The following is a 19,023-nucleotide window of genomic DNA, read 5'->3' as shown; positions in this document are numbered from 1 at the left end:
AGCCATGTGTGCCAGGATCTGACCTACATGGGCCCTAGCGTTCTTCGCATGACGCCATTCCGGATCGACATCCCGCAAGCCGACCTCGACGACCTGCTCGACAGGCTGACGCGCACCCGTTGGCCCCGGCAGTTGCCCGGCGACGGCTGGAGCCGGGGAGTGCCGGTCGGCTACCTGAGGGATCTGGTCGACCACTGGGCGGGCGGGTACGACTGGCGCGCACAGGAGGCACGGCTGAACGATTTTCCCCAGTTCGTCACCGGGATCGACGGGCTGGACGTGCACTTCCTGCACGCACGGTCCCCGGAGCCGGACGCGCTGCCGCTGATCCTCACCCACGGCTGGCCGAACTCCTTCGTCGAGTTCGTCGACCTGATCGGCGCGCTCACCGACCCTCGCGCGCACGGGGCCGACCCGGCGCACGCCTTTCACGTCGTGGTTCCGTCGGTGCCGGGCTTCGGGTTCTCCGAAGCCCCGCCGCGAACCGGGTTCACCGTCGACCGGGTGGCCCGGATGTGGGCCGAGTTGATGGCCCGCCTCGGCTACGAACGGTACGGCACCCAGGGCGGCGACCTGGGCGCCTACATCGCGCCGGCGGTGGCCGCCGTGGACCCGGAGCACGTCGTCGGCGTCCACATCGACGGCGGGTTCGGTTTCCCGACGGAGGCCGACGTGCCGGACATGAACGACGCCGAGCGCGCCGAATGGCAGATGATGCAGCAGTGGATGAGCGGCGGCGTGGACCATCACGCGCTGCTGCGGGCGGCGCCGCAGACCCTCGCGTACGCCTGGAACGACTCACCGGTCGGGTTGCTGGCCTGGCTGATCCACAAGTTCAAGGAGTTCAGCATCACGGTCGACACGCCCGAGCAGGCCATCGACCGGGACATGCTGCTGACCAACGCCTCGCTGTACTGGTTCACCGGCACGTCGGGTTCGTCCTCGTGGCCGATGTACGACCGGGTGACCCTGGCCGCGGACGGCGGCTTCGCCTGGCCGAAGGGGCAGAACCGGGTGCCGTCCGGCGTCTACGGGGGCGGTTCGGCCCTGATGCGCCGCCTCGCGGAGCGGGACAACAAGATCGTTCACTGGCCGGAGGGCAACCCCGGTGGACACTTCGTGGCGATGGAGGTGCCGCACGTCCACGCGGCCGACATCCGGGCGTTCTTCGCGACGGTGCGGTGACGAGTCTGGCGCGGGCACAGGTGTGCGCCGGGCAAGGCAACCCGCCGATGCCGCCTCGCCGGTGGCGGGAGGACCGGGTGTGCGGGGCGGCTCGACGGGGTACGGCATGCGGGTGAGCGACTACCCCGACATCGACACGGACAGACTGCGGCTGCGCCAGTTCCGCGCCGAGGATCTCGCCGCCCATCGCGCCGTGGTCGATGACGACCCCGCCGTGACCTGGGCCCACCAACGCCGTCCGCTCGCCGCGAGCCTGCGCAGCTGGGCCAACCGTATCGACGGCTGGCAGCGCGACGGGTTCGGCATGTGGATCGTCGAGGTCCTTGCCACCGGTGACGTGATCGGCCACTGCGGTCTGCAGCGGATGGAAGAACAGGACGAGGTCGAACTCGGCTACTACCTCGGCCGCGCGGCGTGGGGCCAGGGCTACGCCACCGAGGCGGCACGCGCCTGCCTGGCGTACGGGTTCGACCACTGCGGGTTGTCGTCCATCGTCGCGGTCGTGCGCCACGAGAACACGGCTTCCCGCCACGTGCTGCACAAGGTGGGCATGCGTCCGGAACGCGACGGCACCTTCTACGGTGCCGACGCCACGCTGTTCCGGATCACTCCCGGCGACCTTCGCCGGTGAGCCTCTCCGACTACGCCGGCTCCTGACCGGCGCGGTCGTAGGTCAGGAACAGCGCGCCGCTGCCGAGGACGGTGTGCTCCGCCAGCTTCCAGGTGCGCGGCTCGAAGACGGCGTCGCGGCCGAACAGCGGGATGCCGGCGCCGATGGTCAACGGGGCCAGCTTGACGATGAGCCGGTCGATCTCGGGATAGAGGGCGCCGGCCAGGGCGCCACCGCCGATCACCCAGATGTCCTTGCCGTCCTGCTGCTTGAGCGCGCGTACGGTGGCGATCGGGTCACCGGAGACCACCTCGACGGCCGGGTCCGGGCTCTCGGCGAGCGTGCGTGAGAACACCAGGTGGCGCAGGTGCGGGTACGCGTCGGTGATGCCGGCGTCCAGCCCGATGTCGTAGGAGTGGCGCCCCTCCAGGACGGTGTCGAACCGGGTGCCCTCGGCGGTGACGCCGAGCGCCTGCCGGGCCGGCGCCGGCAGGGTCTCCGGGTACTCGGTGACGAGGTGCCCCAGGTAGTCCTCCGGGATCGGCCAGAACCCGCCCGGACCCGTGGGGTCCGCGCCGTCGGGCCCGGCGATGAACCCGTCCAGGGTGGTGGCGATGTAGTAGACGAGCTTGCGCACGAACGTCTCCCTGCTGAAGGTGTCGGATGGTGGGCGGCGATGGCGCGGGAGCGTTCCGGCACGTGCACCGCTGTCGGATCTCCCTGATCGGCGGCGGTCGCCCAGGCGCCTCGCGCACCCCGCGGAGGATAGCGATCCTCATGATCAGGTGGTGATCGCCGTCAGGGGCTCGTGAGGATGACGAGTTGCTGGGTCGCTCGGGTCATCGCCACATAGCGGTCGACCGCCCCTTCGACGCCCTCGCCGAATGCCTCCGGGTCGACGAGGACGACCAGGTCGAACTCGAGCCCCTTCGACAGCTCCGGGGTCAGCGACCGGACGCGGGGCGTCGGTCGGAATGTGGGATCGCCGATGACGCAGGCGGTCCCGTCGACGTGCGCGGCGAGCCAGGTGTCGAGGATGGAGCGCAGATCGGAGACGGATCCGTGTAGGACGGGGACCCCGCCGCTGCGGATGGAGGTCGGCACGTTGGCGTCCGGAAGCGCGGCCCGGATGACCGGCTCGGCTTCCGCCATGACCTCTTCCGGCGTGCGGTAGTTGATGCTCAGGGAGGCCATCGCGATCCGGTCGAGCCCGATCCGCTCGAGCCGTTCCCGCCACGACTCCGTGAACCCGTGCCGGGCCTGGGCGCGGTCCCCGACGATGGTGAAGCTGCGGGACGGGCAGCGGAGCAGCAACATCTGCCACTCCGCGTCGGTCAGCTCCTGAGCCTCGTCCACGACGATGTGCGCGAACGGGCCGGCGAGCCGGTCCGGCTCGGCGCTGGGCAGTGCGGCCCCGTCGACCAGGGCATCCTGAAGATCCAGTTGGCGCAGGCTCGACAGCACCCCTTCGCCGTCGTCGTAGGCGTGGGCCTCGATCAGCTCGTCGACGACCGTGGCCATGCGTTCCCGTTCGACGGCGACGGTGGCGTCGTGCCGGCGGTTGCGCCGTGACGCCTCCGGATCGCCGAGCCGCTGCCGTGCCGCGTCCAGGTACGGCAGGTCGGACACCGTCCAGGCCCGGACGTCGCCGCGCTGTAGCTTCCGGATCTCGTCGGGGCTGAGCCACGGAGCGCACCTGCGCAGGTAGGCGGGCACCGACCACAGGTCTCCGACGAGGTCGGTCGCTTCGAGCAGCGGCCAGGCCCGGTTGAAGGTCGTGCGCAGTTCCCTGTTCTGCAGCAGCGACCTGCGGACCAGGTCCTCCGGCTCGTCGCCGTCGTACTTCTCCATCAGGATCGTGAGCAGTTCCGCCCAGATCTCGTCACGCGCCTCGTTGTGCGGGGTGCCGGGCCCCGCCGCCTCGAACGCCTGGGCCCAATCGTCGGCGCTCAACCAGATGTCGGACTCGCCCGTCGTGACGGTCATCGGTTTGGCCGGCGGCTCCTCGTAGAACCTGACGGCCGCCTCGATCGCCTTGACCAGGTTCGCGGACGACTTCAGACGGGCCACGTCCGGGTCGGTCTCGACGGTGGCCGCGGCTCCCTCGGGCACGAGGTCGCGCAGGGTGCAGGTCTGCACGTCCTCCTCGCCGAGGCTGGGGAGCACGTCGGAGACGTAGGCCAGGTAGGGCTGGTGCGGACCGACGAACAGCACGCCACCCCGGCGGGGACCGAGACGCGGGTCGGCGTAGAGGAGGTAGGCGGTGCGGTGCAGAGCGACGACGGTCTTCCCCGTGCCCGGACCGCCGTCGACGACGAGAGCGCCGCGGGACTCCGCCCGGATGATGGCGTCCTGGTCGGCCTGGATGGTGCCGAGCACGTCCCGCATCCGGCTCGACCGGCTGCCGCCCAGGCTGGCGATGAACGCGGACTGGTCGTCGAGCGCGGCGTGCCCTTCGAACCCGTCCGCGGTGAACACCTCGTCCCAGTAGTCACTGATCCGGCCGCGGGTCCAGCGGTACCTGCGGCGGCTCGCCAGACCCATCGGGTTGGCATGGGTCGCTCCGAAGAACGGCTCCGCCGCGGGGGAGCGCCAGTCGAGCAACAGCCGACGACCCGCGCTGTCCGTGAGGCCCCGTCGTCCGACGTACACGGGCTCGGGGTTGTCCGCGCTGACCATGCGTCCGATGCACAGGTCCAGGCCGAAGCGACGCAGTGCGCGCAGGCGAGCGGTCAGCCGGCGTACCTCCTCGTCCCGGTCCACCGCCTGCCGGCCCTTGCCGCCGGGCGCCCTGCGCGCGGCATCGAGGCGGTTGGACAGGTCCGCGGACAACTGTTCGAGGCTCTCCGCGAGGGCCGCGAAGTGCCGCTCGTCGCGGGCGATCAACGTCGGATCGGCCTTGGGGGAGAGGTGGTCGGGAAGGTCAAAAACGCTTTCCGTCAAATTCAATTCATCAATTCCGTTCTAAGTCGCTTGCAACCATTGCGCGGCGAGGCGTCTGCGCCGCGGCCCGGCGGCCGTGACGGGCAACGTCCGCTGACGCTGACGTGGACCCCGTTGCCGCCGCCGGTTCAGGTCGCCGCGGTTCGCCGGCTCTGGCGTCCCCGGTCCTGGCCCGACGTCTCGCGCGGTTCACGCGGGCACCCGCGGCCCTTGCCGGGGGCTGACCGGGTCGAGCAGCAGTGCCGCGGTCACCGCTGCTCCGTCGGTGCGGATCGTGCCGGCCGCGGCGTTCGCCCGTACGCGGGTTTCGGCGGTCAGGGCCGCCCCGAGCGGGGACCCGACGCCCGTCGGCGCGCGCACCCGGACCTCCGCGCCGAGTTCCCGCAACCGCACCGCCGGCCCCACCGGCGGTTCGACGACCCCGCGCGGCCCACACGTCGACAACAACGCACGCATTTGTGAGTTCCATTTCTGCAGGATCCTGGCCTCGGCGGACGATTTTGCGGCATGACCCGGGTCTTGCCGCAAGGCCCCCGCTGCGCTATATTCTGAAAATGGAAAGGAGCGAATGGGCTCTTTCCATTGTCCGTCCGCTGGACGGACACTCTCATTTCTCGCAGAGCCGTGGCGCGTCGCGTGCGGCGGTCTCCACTCGGCGGAGCTGCCCCGCAGGCCCCGGTAGCGATCCGCCGTCAACGTCCGGAACCCCAAGGACTCACGCCGGTGCGCGCCCTGACCGGTCTATTACGATCCCCCGGTGCGGATCTTCACCTACCGCCGCGCGCTTCTGGCCCTGATGCCGGTGCTGCTCGTACCGACGGCGTGCACCGCGGACCCGGCCACCGAGGCGCGGCCCCACGCCTCCGCACCCGCCCTGCCGGGTGCGGCCGTCGGGGCCGGTACGCCCGCCGCGCGGGAGGGAATCTTCGACGTGAGCCGGACCAACGACGCGCGGTTCCGGGTTGTCGTCGACGCCGTCCTGCGCGACACCGCACGCACCGTGCTGCGGGTCACCGTGACCAACCTGGAGTCGACCGGGCAACTGGGCCTCGACCGGTTCGGCGACTCGGGCTCCGACTACTCGTTCGGCGGGTTTAAGCTGCTCGATCCGGTGGGCGGACGGCTGTACCACGGTTACCGGGAGCGGGGGGTGGACGGGCTGGGCTTCGGCAGCCGGCTCAGGGGCGTCACGCTCCAGCCCGGTGTGCACTACTCAGCGGTGGTCTACTTCCCGCCGTTGCCGGCGACCGTCACGGCGGTGACCGTGTTGTCTCCAGGAACCACCGGCGAGTTCACCGGCGTACCGGTCACGAACGGCAGCCATACCGCCAAGCCGGCGGCCAGCGACGGCGCCCCCGCCGGCCAGGAGCTCATGGCGCTGAACGCGCCCAGGCCCGCCGGCTCCGTCGTCGAGCTGCCGGCGGTGGAGCCGGCGGCCGACGCGTGGAGCCTCGCCGCCGCCGTGTACGGGCCCAGCGCCGGCGTGGACCGGGAGACCCTCACCTCGGCCGAGCAGCGGTCGGTGGCGCTTCGCTCCGACATCCTGTTCCCCTTCGGGAAGGCCTCGCTGACCGCGGAGGCGCACACGCTGATCAGGTCCGCCGCCGAGGACATCGCCGCCAGGGCCGCGCCGGACCAGGCGATCACCGTGGTGGGGCACACCGACGGCATCGGCTCGAACACCGACAACCTCGCGCTCTCGCAGCGGCGAGCCCGCTCGGTCGTCGCCGCGCTGCGTACCGCACTGGGAGACGACCGAAGGTTCACGGTCACCGGCAAGGGCGAGACCGAGCCCCTCGCCGACGAGCGGAACGCCGACGGCTCCGACAACCCCGCCGGCCGGGCCCGTAACCGTCGCGTCGAGATCAGCTACCCGCCCGCCGCCACCGCCGTCACACCGCAGCCGAGCGCCCCGGGTTCCGCCGCCCCGCCGGCCGCGGAGGCACCGGTGGTCGCCGAGCGCGACGGCACGTCGGACAGCCGCAGTGACTCGGCCGGACCGGTACGCTTCCACCTCACCGTGCGCCCGTTCCACCGTGACGGCGACTACCTGGTGGCGGTCTTCGACCTGACCAACACGTCCGGGACGAAGCTCGACACGCACTGGGGTTATTTCCGATCACCGACCCACCCCGGCCCGTCGTACGCATCGTTCGCCGTGGTGGATCCCGCGACCGGCACGGCGTACCGCACCGCGTACGTCACCGTCGACGGCGTCAGGCGTCACCTCGACGGGCGACCGCACAGTCTCACCAGCGCCGAGCCGCAGCGGGCCTACATGTACGTCCCGGCCCCACCTGCCGGGGTGACCGCGGTGACCTTCGACGCCGGCCCGTTCGGGAAGATCGAGAACGTCCCGATCCGCTGAACCCACCGTCCGTCGAGGCGGAGGTTGGTGCGGCCCGCGGTCGTGTCCGTACCGCGGGTGCGGGTGCTGCCGGCGCGCGGTACGCCGCTGAACGGCCGGCGACTACGGGACCAGCAGCGTGCCGGCGCCCTTGACCCGCCGCACGACGGGCGCGGTCTCCGCGCGCGACACGCCGGGAAGTGCGCCGATGCCGTTGGCGAGGTACTCGTACAGCTCGGTCAAGTCCTGACAGATCACGGACGCCGCGACGTTCGCCGGCCCGGTGGTGGCCGCGGCGTAGCCGATCTGCGGGTGGGTCGCGAGCGCGCGGGTGACGGCGGTCAGGGCGGCCGGGGCGACGGTGAGCCACAGCATCGCCTCGGCGGTGTAGCCGAACAGGGCGGGCTCGATCTCCACGTCGAAGTAGAGCACGTCGCTCCGGTGCAGTTGCGCGATGCGGCGTCGTACGGTCGTCTCCGACCAGCCGGTGGCGGCCGCCAGGGAGGGGTTGCTGGCGCGGCCGTCCTTGGCCAGCGCGGTGAGCAGGTGGTTGTCGGCGGTGGTGAGCGTGATCCGCTCGCCGGGCGGCGCGGCCGCCTCCGGCGCCGGACGTAGGGCGGCGACCTGGGCCGGTTCGAGCGCGGCGGTGCGGCCGGGCCAGCCGTTGGTGCCGGCTACGGCCCGCAGCATGCAGTGCGCGGTGACGGTCGTGATGCGCGGCGAGCGGGGCAGCTTCTGCAGCAGCAGTTCGCCCTCGGCGGTCTGCGCCCGGGTCCGGGTGATGCAGGTGATCTCGGTACCACCGGACAGGAGAGTGACCCAGGAGGTGTCGGCCCGGCGGGCCAGCGCGGTGGCCACCGGCACGGCGGCGTCGGGCGTGCACCGCATGCGCACCAGCCAGTCGACGTGGCCGAGTGCCGCGGCGTGGGGGAGCCCGACCACGCGCAGGGCGCCGGCTGAGCGCAGCCGCCGGTAGCGCCGGGCGATCGTGCGATCGGACGTGCCGAGCACGGCGGCGATCTGGCTGAACGGGGCGCGACCGTCGATCTGCAACGCGTGGGCGAGTTGGCGGTCGAGTTCGTCGAGCGTGAGTGGATCCACCGCCGAACCGTAGCAGCGCGTCGGATTCCGGCATCTTCGCGTGGGCGGACGCCGGCATGACGCGTCGGCGGGCACGCTTTCGAGTCATGCGCAAATGGTTGCCGTTGCTCGCGGTCTCGTTGAGCACATTCATGCTGCTGGTGGACCTGACGATCGTCAGCATCGCCGCGCCGGACCTCGCCGCCGAGCTGCACTCCTCGTTCGCCGCGCTGCAGTGGACCGTCGACCTGTACGTCCTGGTGCTGGCTGCTCTGCTCATGGCGGCCGGCTCGCTCTCCGACCGGCTCGGACAGCGGCGCGTCTTCGTCGCCGGTCTGGTCGTCTTCGCGGTCGCGTCGCTCGCCTGCGGGCTGGCGCCGAACATCGACGTACTCATCGCCGCCCGGGGCGTGCAGGGCCTCGGCGCGGCGGCGATGTACGCCACCAACGCCGCGCTGCTCGCCGCGGCCTACGCCGGCCGGGACCGCTCGGTGGCGTTCGGCGTGTGGGGCGCCGCCAACGGCGCCGCGGCCGCCGCCGGGCCGATCCTCGGCGGGGTGCTGACCGAGCACGTGGGCTGGCGGTCGATCTTCCTGGTCAACCTGCCGGTCGCCGCGGTGGCCGTGCTGTTCGCCCGAATGGCCCTACCCGACCGTCGGGGCACCGCCGCCGGGCGGCTCGACGTGCCCGGCGTGGCGAGCTTCACCGTCGCCGCGACGCTGGTCGTCTACGGCCTCATCCACGCCGGCGAAGCGGGCTGGGCCGACCCGGTGACGGTGGGCGCGCTGACCGCGGGCGTGGCGGCGACCCTGGTGTTCCTGCTGCTGGAGCGGCGCCGGGCCGACCCGATGCTGGACCTGGCGTTGTTCCGGCGACCGGCGTTCTCCGTGCTGATGATCGGCGCGGCGGCGCTGACCGCGGCGGCCTTCGCCAATCTGGTGTTCGTCTCGCTGTGGGCACAGTCGGTGCTCGGCCTCGGCGCGATGACGGCCGGGCTGGTGCTGGCCCCGATGGCGGTGGTCGCGTTCGTGGTGGCCGGCGCTGGCGGGCGGCTGCTGCACACCGTCGCACCACGGCACAGCATCGGGTGGGGCCTGCTGCTCGTCGCCGCGGGCACCGCGCTGTGCACGATGGTCGGCCCGGACTCCGGCTGGGGCGCGCTCGTGCCCGGACTGTGCGTGACCGGCATCGGCGTGGGCTTGAGCACGCCGGTGCTGGCCTCCGCGGCGCTGAGCGTGGTGCCGCCGGACCGCGTCGGCATGGCCAACGGCGCGTCGAACACCTTCCGGCAACTCGGCTACGCCCTGGCGCTGCCCGTCTTCGCCACCGTGGTGACCAGTCAGGCCGGCGACGTCCTGACCCGCGCCGGGGCCGTCGCCGGGCCGCAGGCGGCGGCCAAGCAGCTCACCAGCGGCGGGTACCAGGAACTCCTCGGACACGTACCCGCCTCGGTGCTGCGCGCGGCCTACGCCGCGGGTCTGGACCGGATCTTCCTGATCAGCGCCGTCCTGGCCGCGGTCGCCGGGGTGGCAGTCCTCGTGCTGCTACGTCCGTCAGCCAGTACGCAGGCGGCCGACGAGCCAGCCACCGCCGGGGTGGGCCGCGGCTGAACCGGTGCGCAGACGCCCGCGGGCCCGGGCTGTCCCGCGGGCGTCTGCGCGCCAACGGCAGGCGGCGCGCGCCGGACGGACCCAGCTCACCGCAGATGCGTACCGGGCGTGTGCCCGAAGGCTCGTCGGAAGACGTCGATGAAGGCGCTCGCGGACGCCCACCCGCAGCGCCGTGCCACGGTGGTGACCGGGGTGTCGTCGGCGAGCAGCAGGAGTGCGTGGTGCAGGCGCAGCTGGGTGCGCCACTGCGGGAAGCTCATGCCGAGCTCGGACCTGAACAGCCGGGTCAGCGTACGGTCGCTCGCGCCGACCTCGCGGCCCAGTGCGGCCAGCGTGCGTCCGTCCGCCGGGTCGGCGCGCAGGAGCGCGCAGAGCGCGGCGAGCCGGGCGTCGGTGGGATTCGGCAGGTGGAGGGGCTGCTGCGGCGAGATGCGGAGCTGGTCGAGCAGGACCCCGCGCAGCCGTTCACGCTCCGGGCTGTCGTCGTCCGGGTGGCGGGTGTAGGCCAGGATCAGCTCGCGCAGCAGTGGACCCACGCTGAGCACGGTGGGCCGGTCGAGCGTCAACGGGTTCTCCTCCGCGGGCAGACCGACCAGGTGCAGCTCGGACCTGCCGTGGGCCTGGTGTGCGTGGACGGTCCCGGCGGGGATCCAGATCGCCCGGGTCGCGGGCGCCACCCAGGAGCCCGCGTCCGTGTCGATCGTGAGCACGCCCCGGCCGGCGTAGACGATCTGGTGGTCGTCGTGCCGGTGAGGGGTGATGCGAGCTCCGGCGGCCAACCACTGGGCCCGGGTCGGGGCGACGGCGACGTGGCGGGTTCCAGGCATTGGTTGGCACTTTATCGGAAGCGCGACAGTTCGCCGGCTGGCCAGGATGGCGACGTGCGAAAGAGCAGATCGATCGCCCTGCTGTCGGCGGGGCACGCGTGTGTGGACGTCTACCAGGGTGCGGTGGCCGCGTTGGTGCCGTTCTTCATCGCGGAGCGGTCGTACACGTACGCCGCTGCCTCGGGCGTCGTGCTGGCCGCCTCGTTGCTGTCCTCGCTCGCGCAGCCGCTGTTCGGCGCGCTGACCGACCGGTGGGCGATGCCGTGGCTGCTGCCGGTCAGCACCGTGCTGGCCGGGATCGGCATCGCCCTCGGCGGCGTCAGTGGTTCGTACCCGTTGACGCTGGTGTTCATCGCCATCGCCGGCATCGGTGTGGCCGCCTACCATCCCGAGTCGGCCCGCCTCGCCCGCCAGGCCAGCCGCGGCAGTCACACCGCGATGGGCTGGTTCTCCCTCGGCGGGAACCTCGGCTTCGCCTGTGCGCCGCTCATGGTCACCGTGGTCGTGGCAGGGGGCGGCCTGAGGCTGACTCCCGTGCTCGTCATTCCCGCCCTGGTCGGGGCCGCGCTGTGCGTGCCGGTGCTACGCGCACTGCATGCCGGGTCCGGCTCCCGCGCCGTGGCCCGGGCGGGCGAGGACGACCTCAGGTCGTTCGCGGTCCTGTTGCTGGCCCTGATGTGCCGATCCGTCGTCTTCATCGGCTTCAGTACCTTCATCTCCCTCTACGCCCGGGAGCGCACCGGCGGCGGCGCCGCGGCCGGTGCCGTCGCGCTCTTCCTGCTCTACCTCGGCGGCGCGGTCGGCACCGTGCTCGGCGGTCGGCTGGCCGACCGACGGGACCGGGTCACCGTCGTCCGCGGGTCCTGTCTCCTGACGCTGCTCGCCGCCACCGGGGTGGTCTTCGTACCCGGGCCGGCCCTCTACCTCTTCGTGGCGCTCACCTCCGCCGGCCTCTACATCCCGTTCTCGCTGCAGGTCACGCTGGGCCAGGACTACCTGCCCAACCACGTCGGCACCGCCAGCGGAATCACGCTGGGTCTCACGATCAGCTTCGGCGGCCTGGCCAGCCCGCTCATCGGCGCACTCGCGGACGCCACGTCGCTGCGCACGGCACTCACGCCGCTGATCGCCCTGCCGGCCGTGGCCTGGCTGCTGGTCCGACTCCTCGCCGAACCAGCGGCACCACGCCTCACCGACCCGGCGCCCTAGCCGCACCGCCCAGGATGGTCTGCCGCTCCCCGTGCCGGTCGCTGGTCAGCGCCGCCCGCAACTCGGGGCGGCGCGTGGCTTCCAGGCGTAGCTCCAGCATGGCGAGATAACCGCTGCGGTCACGGCGCATGCGCTGCAGCAGGTCCTGCACCAGGCGGGTCACTGGTTGGCGGTCCCGTGGCGCCTGGGAGGTCTGTTGTGGATCTGCGCGAGCCCACAGTTGGCCGGCGCGGCTGCCTGCCGCCGTCCCGACGGGCGCGTCGAGTGGTTACGGTGTACCGGATGATCACTCCCGCGCAGACGACGAACCGGCTGAACAAGGACATCGGCGCCGTGGTGCGGCCGCTGGGCTTCCGCGGCACCCGCGGGAGCTGGTCGGTCGTCACGACCGACGGCGTCGCGCAGGTCAACGTCGGACGGAGTGTGATGCGCAGCGCCCGCGGCGGCACGATCTTCGTCAGCGTGGGCATCGGTGTGGTGCCGGTCGCGTGGTGGGAATACGTCAACTGGCGCGCCGCCCGCTGGGGCCAGCCTCCGATCCCGTTGGACGGAAACGCTGTCTCCTACCGGATCGGGTTCGTCGAGACCCGCCAGTGCCCGGAGGGCAGCTACCACCACCTGCGCCTGGACCCCGGCAGGTACCCGGCGACGGTGACGACGACCGAGGAGCTCGACCACGCCGCGGCGCTGCTGGTCGGTGCGGCCGAGAAGCTCGCCCACACCGCGCTCGACCTGCTCCGGCCGGGCCGTTACCTCGAGGCGCTGCGTGGCATACGCGATTTCGGGGGCGCGATGTGGGAGCCGCTGGTGGTGCTGCTCGCCGAGGGCGGCCCGTCGGCCGATCTCGATGCGGCGATCGAGGACATGCGTGCCGACTACGCCAACTACGGCTTCGGCCAACCCGACATGGAGGTCGAGTACGCCCGCCTGCGTGCCGCCGCGGCGGTGTGAGCGAGGCCGACCCTCGGAGCGTCCGTACTGATGTGATCTAGGTCACCGCTGTCCTTCCCGTCGGGCCCCCATCCGGGCGTCCGAAGTGGATTCTCGCCGCCCGGACCTGCGGCTCCGGCAGGTCCCGGCCCCGGCGTCCCGCCGGCCCCGCCCTGCGCGCCCATCGCCGCCCCGCCGACGGATCTCTGTCGTGTCGGTCACTACTGTTAGCGTGCCCTCGTTGTTGATCACGGCCGATTCCTCACGAAATCTGGCTGTTCTGCCACTGCGGAGGGTGTTCCTGATGGGCTGGCTACCGGTGGGGGACTCGTACGAGATCTCTCTCGTGGACGGAAAGGTGGCGGCCCGGTCCACCGGCCCACGGGCCGGCCGCCGTCCACTGAAGACTCTGCCGAAGGTGCTGCGCGACAACCCCGAGGTGGAGCGGCTGCGCCAGCTTGCCCAGTGGCTGGATCGGCACGCCGCCGAATGCCTGGCCCGGGTCGACGCCTGGGTGGTGTCCTCGCTGCCGGTGCCGACCGGGCTGCTGGCCCGGGTCTGGCCGGACCCGTCCTGGCGGGACGCGCTGCGCGACCTGGTGGTGCTCGGGGACGACCCGGCGGAGCCGGGCTTCCTGCGGGACGTCACCGCCACCGGCGACCTGCGCGTGGTCAACCTCGACGGGGAGACCGTCCGGCTCTCGCCGGCCAGCGCCACGCTGCCCCACCCGGTGCGCCTGCCCGACCTGGCCGAGCTGCGCGAGTTCGCCGACGAACTGGACGTCAGCCAGCGGATCGAGCAACTGCACCGGGGCACCTGGCGCAAACCCGACAGCCTGAAGGAACGCGACACCACGATCACCGACTTCCGCGGCACCACGGTTCCCAACCGGCTGGCCGCCCGGGCCGCGACACTCGGCTTCCGGGTCACCGGCTCCCAGGTCACGTGCCGGGTCTGGGAGGCCGGCCGCACGGTCGAGGCCGCCATGTGGTTCGACGAGGACTACTGGGACTCCGAGGCGACCCTGGGCACCCTCTCCTGGTCGGTGGTGGACGGACCGACGCTGCGGTTGACCGAGGTCGGGCCGGTGGCCTGGTCGGAAGGAATGCGGATGGCGACGGCCCTGTCCGGCGCCGTTACCGGAATGGGGAAGAAGGCGTGACCGGGATGACGACGACGGCCGGCGAGGACTCGGTCGAGAGCCTGCTGAGCGCCGGTGCGGTGCTGCCCACCGACACCGCCGGGGCCGGCGACCGGGCGGTTCCCCTCACCGCCCGCACCTACCGGCACCCGATCCTCGACGACCGGCCGGTGGTTCGCCTGGTCGACGCCGCCCTGGGCGAGGGCGAGGACATGGCCGTCGGGTTCCTCGGCCTGGCGCCGGGTGCCGAGCCGGCCGTCGTCGGGCTGGGCCCCCGCCGCCCGTTGGCCTTCCCGGAGTGGGTGCTGGTACACCACCCGGCGGACGGCCGGCACGCGTTGGCGCTGGTGCCGGAGTTGCAGAAGCTGGCCAAGCAGGTGCGGTCGCGGCCGAAGGCCGCCCTGGACGGGCACCAGGCCATCGCCGACCGGCTCGCCCGTACGCTGCCGCACTTCCTGCCGACGTTCTTCGAGCAGGCGGCGCGGGTGTTCCTGGCCGCCGGGCAGGACACCTACGCGCTCCAGCTGTTCAACAAGGCGCGCAAGGCGGAGGCGCAGCACGGCCTGCCGGTCGACCCGGACCGGCTCGACGAGGTCTACGCGGAGTTCACGGCGGCCAAGGTGGTCTCCGCGACCGCGTTGGCCGCGTACGCGAAGGGGCTGTCCGCCCAGTTGCCGGCCGACGAGGCGCTGGACCGGTTCTGCCGGCTGGCGCTGCGGGCCTCGGCCGCCGGGGTGGTTCCGTCCACGCAGTCGGCCAACGCGGTGAACCGGCTGGTCCGGGCCGCCACCAAGGCCGCCGGTAAGGCCGGCGCCGCCGCCGTCGTAGACCGCGAGGCGGCCTACCTGACCGAGCTGCTCCGGCTGCCGGTGGTCGCCGAGGCGCCGGCCGGCTGGTGGAAGGCGCATCTGCCCGCGGTGACGGCGCTGGCCGGCCGGGATCCGGCGATCCGCGGCAGCCTGCTCGACCTGATGCCCGCCGACCGGGACGACCTGGTGGCGTGGCTGGCACTGTTGACCGACACCGGCGCGCTCGCCGGCCTGACCGATCCGGACGTGCCGGACGCGGCCCGGCCGCAGGACGGCGTCGTCGGCTGGCTGCGCCGCTTCGTGAACCGGGCGCACTCCGGCTACCACCGTCGCCCGCTGCCGCAGCTCTACCCGCTCGTCGAGCGGATGGCCGACCGGCTGCGCGCCGAACTGGCCGACAGCGGCGAGACCCTCACCGTCCACGAGGACCTCGACCTGCTCGACCTGCTGCTCGCCCTCGACGTGCCGGCGACCCCGCCGAAGGAGCGCGAAACCCTCGACCTGGCGCGGTGGGCCGGGGCCGGGGGAGAGCGGGACCTGCTCGCCGTCGCCGGCGACGACCGGTTCACCGCGGCCCTGCGCCGGGGCCTCGGCCAGCTCAACGACAACCACTCCGCCCTGCGCCGGATGGCCGGGACGCCGGGCATCCGGCCGCTGCTCACCGACTGGCTGCGGGCGCGGCTCCGCGACCGGTTCGCCGCCGGCCTGCCCCACCTGCCCGAGGCGGTGGACTGGCTGGGCAGGCTCCCGATCGAGGCGCTGCGCCTGGTGTCCGACGAACTCCTCCGGCCAGGCGACGCCGGGACGGGCGGCGACCTCGGGCAGGGCCTCGGCGTCGACCTCGCCGACCGCGTCACCCGCAGCCTGCGCGGCGGGCTCCTCGACGAGCTGGGCTGGCCGGACTGGGAGCTGGCCTGGCAGGAGGTGACCGGCGGAGACCGCCGGGTCGAGATCGTCCAGGCGGAGGCCTGGCCGTACGTGATCCTGGGCGGGCCGACCACGGTTCGCGTGATCGGCGCCGAGGGCATAGTGCTCCGCCACGACCTGCGCATCCCGGCCGGCGACATGTACGGTCAGCCCGGCTACCACTACGTCGACGGCCGACTGCTGGTCTACTGGCGTTCCCAGGCGCTCGGCTACGACCTGCGCGGCTACTGGCACACCTCGCCCGGCGAACCGCAGCACATGCAGGGCTCCTCCCGCGGCAGTCAGCCGCGCTCCAACGAGATCACCCTGCCGCTGGCGGGTGGCGGGCGGACCACCGGCGCCGGCGTGCTGCACGTCGGTGACACCGCTGTGCCGTCCGAACTGCCGGTCATCACCGACGGCACCTCCTACTGGGTCTACCGCCACAACACCGATGACGGCAGCTACGGCTGGCACGAGTACGACCCGGTCAGCAACACCCACGGGCGGCGCAGCCTGCCCCGGTTCCTGGCCGACCTCCCGGTCGGCGCGAGCCGCCTGCAGGAGTCGGCCAGCTGGCTGCGGCCGGCCCTGTCCGACCGGGCCACGCCGGCCGCCGTGCCGGTGGACGGCCTGCTCGGCTGGCGGGTGGTCACGCTGCCGGACGGCTCGGTACGCGGCGAGGACCTGGCCGGTCGTACCGTCACCGTGGCCGCCGGGCAGGAACCGATCGCGGCGTTGGTGCTGCCCGGCGACGACCGGCCCCGGGCCGTTCTCAAGGGGTTCGTCCTGGTCGACCCGGACGGGATGGTGACGGCCGCTGCCGGCCCGCCGTCCAGCCGGGAGTACACCGCTGGCGCGGTTCCGCTGCCGGCACAGAAGTTCCTCGGCAACATGCTGCCCCGTGACCCGGTCGGCTCCGCCACCCTGCGCCGGGTGGACCGGGACACCGCCGCCGCGCTGCTCAAGGTCGCCGTCGACGAACGCCGCGCCGACCTGGCCGAGAAGGCCGCGCGGGCGGCGACCCGAACCGGGCTGACCGCGGCCACGCAGGCCATCACCGGCCTTCCCGTCGCCGTCCCGGCGTCCATGGTCGGCGTACCGGCCGGCGCCTCCGGCACCGGACCGTCCGGCACCGACGAGGACGACAGGGACGCGTTGGTCGAGCTGGTCCGCTCGACGTTGCCGGCGGTCAGCAGCGACGCCGTGCTGGCCGGGGTGGCGGGGGTGCTGCGGCTGGCCGCCCGGGTGCGCACCGACCTGGACGCGGTGGCCGAGCGGCTCACCAGGTCGTTGTCCGCGCCGAAGGCGGTGGTGCCGGCGGTAACGGCGACCGGACCCACCGACGAGCAGCTCAACCTGGCGCTGGACGGTCTACGTGGATCAACGTACGGGGCAGTCTCCTCGGTCCGCGCCTTCAGCCAGTTCCAGGCGTTCGCCGCCCAGCGGTCCGCCGCGACCGGGAGCGCAGCCGCCGTACGGCTGCACATCGACGGACCGTCGCTGTCGGGCTCGCTGGACTGGTGGTCCCTGCTCGGCGGTGTCGCGGCCGTCGCCTACCGGGCCGTTGCGGCGGTCACCCCGGACGATCACCGGGAGACGCTGCGCGCCCTGCTCACGGAGCTGGACCGGCTCGACCTGAGCGCGGCGGCCGAACCGGCCCGGTGGCGCTGGTTCGAGCTGCACCTGCTCGACGACGACCTGAACGGCCCCGACGGCAGGCGCCGGTCGCCCCGGCCGGGCATCCTGCCGTTGCCCGACGGGGCGTTCATCGCGGTCCTCCACTCCGGCGGCACGACCACCGGCTACTCCCTCGACGCGCTGTACCACGACCCGGCGGGCGCGTTCGCCGTGCCCGAGCCGTACACGGTGCGGTCCTCGGCGCCGGTCGGTGACGAACGGCCGGCCGGCTGGCTGGCCGGTTTCCTCGCCGAGTGGGCGGCGCGCGGCCCGCTGCCCTGGCGGCCGGAGGCGGCCGAGCGGTTCGCCGAGCTGACCGGCGTCACCCCGACCGCCGCGAAGCTGGTGCTGGCCGGCCTGCCGTACGCCGACTCGGCGAACACCGTGCCGGCCGAGCTGCGCAAGGCGCTCGGGGTCAAGCAGGTCGGTGAGGTCAAGCTGGCCTTCGGGATACTGCGCGAGGCCCGCCCGAAGGTGCGACGGGCCGTGCTCTCGGCGCTGCTGCCCGACGACCCGGCCCGGCTGTGGACCGACGGTCCGGACGTGGCCGCCGCCGCGGCGGCCTGGAACGCCGCCCTGGGGCGCCGGGTGGCGGTGCCCGAACAGCTGCTCGCCGACGCGGTGCGCGCGGTCCGCACCGGCTGGGGGCCCGCGAAGGCGTTGCCGGCGCTGCTCGACCCGGCCCGTTCGGCCGAGCTGAGCACCGACCTCGCCTTCGAGATCAGGGGGGACCGGGCCCGGCAGGCCGACGGCCGGGCGGTGGGCTTCACCGGTGAGGTGCTGCGCTCCACGGTGGCCCTGGCCGCCTGGGTCGCCCACCACACGCCAGCCGGCGACCCGTCCCGAGCCGCGCTGCCGGCCGCGCTGGCCGCGATCCGGGACCGGCTGGCCAACCCCGGCCTGCTGCTCGACCTCGACCAGTACGTCTCCCTGCCCGCGTTCCGTCAGGTGGCGGGCACCCCGTCGGAGACCGGCCCCGGCTGGGAGCGGTACGGCGCGATCGTCCTGGCCACCCACGACAGCCAACCGTCGCCCGCGCTGCGGCCGGACCTGCTCGACGCCGACGGGACGGACCCGTACCTGCCGGCGCTGCGCCAGGACGCCGCCAAGCCGTACCCGACGGAGGTTGCGCTGCGCCTGGCCCGCGACCCGCGCTTCGCGGCGTTGCTCGGCGATCCGGGGGAGCCGCACGGCGACGCCCGGGCGGCGGACGGGACCTGGTGGCCGCAGGATCCGACCCGCTCGGTGCCCGACGTGGTCGCCGAGGTGGCCGGGGAACACGCTCTGGGCACCGACGCGGCGGCGGTCTACCTGATGCTGCTGGCCATGCCGGACCCGACCGACCGCAACACGGCGACGTGGACCGGCTGGAAGCCGGCCCGGCTGAAGGCGGCCCGCGCCGAACTGGCCGGCACCGACCTGGTCGTCGAGGCCAGCCGGTCCCGGGCCGGCCGGTCGCTGTTCCTGCCCGGCCCGTGGCTGGAGCGCGGCAGCGGGCAGGCGCCGATCGAGGGCTGGAAGGTCGCCCTGTTCGACCTCGCGCCCGACGGCACGGCCGGACTCGGCGTGACCGTGCCGTTCGAACCGGCCGCCGACCTCTACCGGCGGGCCTGGCGCCGCCTCCGCGACGGCGATCGCCCCCGGTTCGACAACCTGCCCACCCGCGGCACCCGCCGCTGACCGACCTGGTGGGGCGGACGTGTTCCGTCACGGTCACGGGTGATCCTCGATCTCTCTGGTTCGGAT

General features: G+C 73.2%; 14 protein-coding genes. 8 read left to right on the top strand and 6 right to left on the bottom strand.

Features of this window, described 5'->3' with window-relative positions; genetic code table 11:
• Positions 1-48 precede the first annotated feature (48 nt).
• A complete protein-coding gene (locus ACSNOB_RS16715; RefSeq protein WP_436687478.1) occupies positions 49-1,185 on the top strand; it encodes an epoxide hydrolase family protein in 1,137 nt (378 codons plus the stop codon).
• 112 nt (positions 1,186-1,297) lie between these two features.
• Positions 1,298-1,816, top strand: coding sequence for a GNAT family N-acetyltransferase (locus tag ACSNOB_RS16710; protein WP_436687477.1), 519 nt, complete (start codon positions 1,298-1,300; stop codon positions 1,814-1,816).
• 10 nt (positions 1,817-1,826) lie between these two features.
• Here ACSNOB_RS16710 and ACSNOB_RS16705 read toward each other — a convergent pair whose 3' ends face one another.
• The 3 genes from ACSNOB_RS16705 to ACSNOB_RS16695 all read right to left on the bottom strand — a co-directional run bounded on the left by ACSNOB_RS16705 (position 1,827) and on the right by ACSNOB_RS16695 (position 5,194).
• Positions 1,827-2,432, bottom strand: a complete 606-nt coding sequence (locus tag ACSNOB_RS16705) for a dihydrofolate reductase family protein (protein WP_436687476.1) — start codon at positions 2,430-2,432, stop codon at positions 1,827-1,829.
• Between the two features lie 161 nt (positions 2,433-2,593).
• Entirely contained in the window at positions 2,594-4,738 is a 2,145-nt protein-coding gene (gene helR, locus ACSNOB_RS16700; RefSeq protein ID WP_436687499.1) for an RNA polymerase recycling motor ATPase HelR, read from the bottom strand.
• Between the two features lie 189 nt (positions 4,739-4,927).
• Entirely contained in the window at positions 4,928-5,194 is a 267-nt protein-coding gene (locus tag ACSNOB_RS16695; protein ID WP_436687475.1) for a hypothetical protein, read from the bottom strand.
• Positions 5,195-5,495: 301 nt separating this feature from the next.
• On the opposite strand from ACSNOB_RS16695, the gene ACSNOB_RS16690 reads away from it, so the two are divergent.
• Entirely contained in the window at positions 5,496-7,106 is a 1,611-nt protein-coding gene (locus ACSNOB_RS16690) for an OmpA family protein (protein ID WP_436687474.1), read from the top strand.
• A gap of 102 nt (positions 7,107-7,208) precedes the next feature.
• Here the strand turns inward: ACSNOB_RS16690 and ACSNOB_RS16685 are convergent, their stop codons facing one another.
• A complete protein-coding gene (locus ACSNOB_RS16685; protein ID WP_436687473.1) occupies positions 7,209-8,186 on the bottom strand; it encodes an Lrp/AsnC family transcriptional regulator in 978 nt (325 codons plus the stop codon).
• A gap of 86 nt (positions 8,187-8,272) precedes the next feature.
• Between ACSNOB_RS16685 and ACSNOB_RS16680 the strand changes: the two genes are divergently transcribed.
• Positions 8,273-9,775, top strand: coding sequence for a DHA2 family efflux MFS transporter permease subunit (locus ACSNOB_RS16680; RefSeq protein WP_436687472.1), 1,503 nt, complete (start codon positions 8,273-8,275; stop codon positions 9,773-9,775).
• Between the two features lie 86 nt (positions 9,776-9,861).
• Here the strand turns inward: ACSNOB_RS16680 and ACSNOB_RS16675 are convergent, their stop codons facing one another.
• Positions 9,862-10,602, bottom strand: a complete 741-nt coding sequence (locus ACSNOB_RS16675; RefSeq protein ID WP_436687471.1) for an AraC family transcriptional regulator — start codon at positions 10,600-10,602, stop codon at positions 9,862-9,864.
• Between the two features lie 54 nt (positions 10,603-10,656).
• Between ACSNOB_RS16675 and ACSNOB_RS16670 the strand changes: the two genes are divergently transcribed.
• A complete protein-coding gene (locus ACSNOB_RS16670; protein ID WP_436687470.1) occupies positions 10,657-11,811 on the top strand; it encodes an MFS transporter in 1,155 nt (384 codons plus the stop codon).
• Here ACSNOB_RS16670 and ACSNOB_RS16665 read toward each other — a convergent pair.
• Positions 11,792-12,031, bottom strand: coding sequence for a hypothetical protein (locus tag ACSNOB_RS16665; protein ID WP_436687498.1), 240 nt, complete (start codon positions 12,029-12,031; stop codon positions 11,792-11,794). The genes ACSNOB_RS16670 and ACSNOB_RS16665 overlap by 20 nt on opposite strands.
• Between ACSNOB_RS16665 and ACSNOB_RS16660 the strand changes: the two genes are divergently transcribed.
• From ACSNOB_RS16660 to ACSNOB_RS16650, 3 genes are all read left to right on the top strand, one after another.
• Positions 12,010-12,762, top strand: coding sequence for a hypothetical protein (locus ACSNOB_RS16660; RefSeq protein ID WP_436687469.1), 753 nt, complete (start codon positions 12,010-12,012; stop codon positions 12,760-12,762). The genes ACSNOB_RS16665 and ACSNOB_RS16660 overlap by 22 nt on opposite strands.
• A gap of 283 nt (positions 12,763-13,045) precedes the next feature.
• The gene (locus ACSNOB_RS16655; protein WP_436687468.1) at positions 13,046-13,903 is read left to right on the top strand and encodes a DUF4132 domain-containing protein; all 858 of its coding nucleotides are present in this window, start codon (positions 13,046-13,048) and stop codon (positions 13,901-13,903) included.
• Positions 13,904-13,908: 5 nt separating this feature from the next.
• Positions 13,909-18,957 carry a hypothetical protein gene (locus ACSNOB_RS16650; RefSeq protein WP_436687467.1) on the top strand — a complete coding sequence of 1,683 codons (5,049 nt, stop codon included), beginning with the start codon at positions 13,909-13,911 and terminating at the stop codon, positions 18,955-18,957.
• Positions 18,958-19,023 lie beyond the last annotated feature (66 nt).

Origin of the sequence: Micromonospora sp. URMC 106, assembly GCF_051386395.1 — a bacterium.
Classification (GTDB): domain Bacteria; phylum Actinomycetota; class Actinomycetes; order Mycobacteriales; family Micromonosporaceae; genus Micromonospora.
Note: the sequence above shows the minus strand (reverse complement) of the source record. Positions and strands in the feature narration are given on the sequence as shown.